The organism is Mesorhizobium sp. M4A.F.Ca.ET.022.05.2.1, from assembly GCF_003998845.1.
Taxonomy (GTDB): Bacteria; Pseudomonadota; Alphaproteobacteria; order Rhizobiales; family Rhizobiaceae; genus Mesorhizobium.
In genome coordinates this window covers 1-1,312 of record NZ_RZOJ01000718.1, presented here as the reverse complement: position 1 = coordinate 1,312, position 1,312 = coordinate 1, and the positions used below count along the sequence as shown (strand labels likewise).

The 1,312-nt window shown below is 66.2% G+C and carries 1 protein-coding gene; it reads right to left on the bottom strand.

What is annotated here, in order from left to right:
- The coding region (gene miaB / locus EN745_RS34855) for a tRNA (N6-isopentenyl adenosine(37)-C2)-methylthiotransferase MiaB (RefSeq protein WP_245487912.1) at positions 1-1,079 on the bottom strand (1,079 nt) is incomplete at its 3' end.
- Positions 1,080-1,312: the final 233 nt, after the last annotated feature.

The following is a 1,312-nucleotide window of genomic DNA, read 5'->3' as shown; positions in this document are numbered from 1 at the left end:
TGCAGGCGCTGCAGGCGCGCGTCCGTGACGGATTCCGGCAGGTGGCCGGCCATTTCGGCGCCTGGCGTGCCTGGACGCGGCGAATATTTGAACGAGAAGGCCGAGGCATAGTTGACCTCGCGCACCAGCTGCATGGTCGCTTCGAAATCGGCTTCCGTCTCGCCGGGAAAGCCGACGATGAAATCGCCGGACATGGCGATGTCGCCGCGCGCGGCGCGGATGCGATCGACGAGCGCCAGATAGTCGCGCGCCGTATGCCTGCGGTTCATCGCCTTCAGGATGCGGTCCGAACCCGACTGCACCGGCAGATGCAGATAGGGCATCAGCGCCGGCAGGTCTCGGTGGGCGGCGATCAATTCATCATCCATGTCGCGCGGATGGCTGGTGGTGTAGCGCAACCGCGCCAGGCCAGGAATCTCGGCCAACCTAGACAGCAGGCGGCCAAGCCCCCACTCCTCGCCGCCTTCGCCCTCGCCGTGCCAGGCGTTGACGTTCTGGCCAAGCAGCGTCACTTCACGCACGCCGGCTTCCGCCAGGCGCTCGGCCTCGGCGACGATCTGCGCCACCGGCCGCGAGACTTCCGAGCCGCGCGTGTAGGGCACGACGCAGAAGGTGCAGAACTTGTCGCAACCTTCCTGCACCGTGAGAAAGGCGGTGACGCCGCGCTTGGCGACCTCGGCGCGCTTCGGCTGCGGCAGGTGCTCGAACTTGTCCTCGACGGCATAGTCGGTCTCGACGATCTTCTCGCCGCCACGCACCCTTGCCAACACGTCGGGCAGCCGGTGGTAGGTCTGCGGACCGATGACCAAATCGACGGCCGGCGCGCGGCGGATGATCTCGGCGCCTTCGGCCTGCGCCACGCAGCCGGCGACGCCGATCAGCAGCTCACGTCCCATCCCGGCCCGTTCAGCTTTCATGTCGCGAATGCGGCCAAGCTCGGAATAGACTTTTTCCGCCGCCTTTTCCCGGATGTGGCAGGTGTTGAGCAGGACCAGGTCGGCATCATCGACAATATCGGTCGCGACATAGCCGTCCGCCGCCAGCGCATCGGCCATGCGCTGCGAGTCGTAGACATTCATCTGGCAGCCATAGGTCTTGACGAAGACTTTCTTCGCCGCCGGAGGGGCAGCCAGGCTGTCGGCAGCGATGCCGATATCGTTCCGTTCTGTCGTGTTCAGGTCCATCGGGCGGCTTCTAACGCCTTTCAGGGACAAAAAACAGACGATTCTGCGCCCTGGCGACGTGTCCCGGACGCGCGGGGGCGCGTCAGCGGCTCGGGCGCGGCTCGGCAAGCGCCGCCCGCACCATCTCG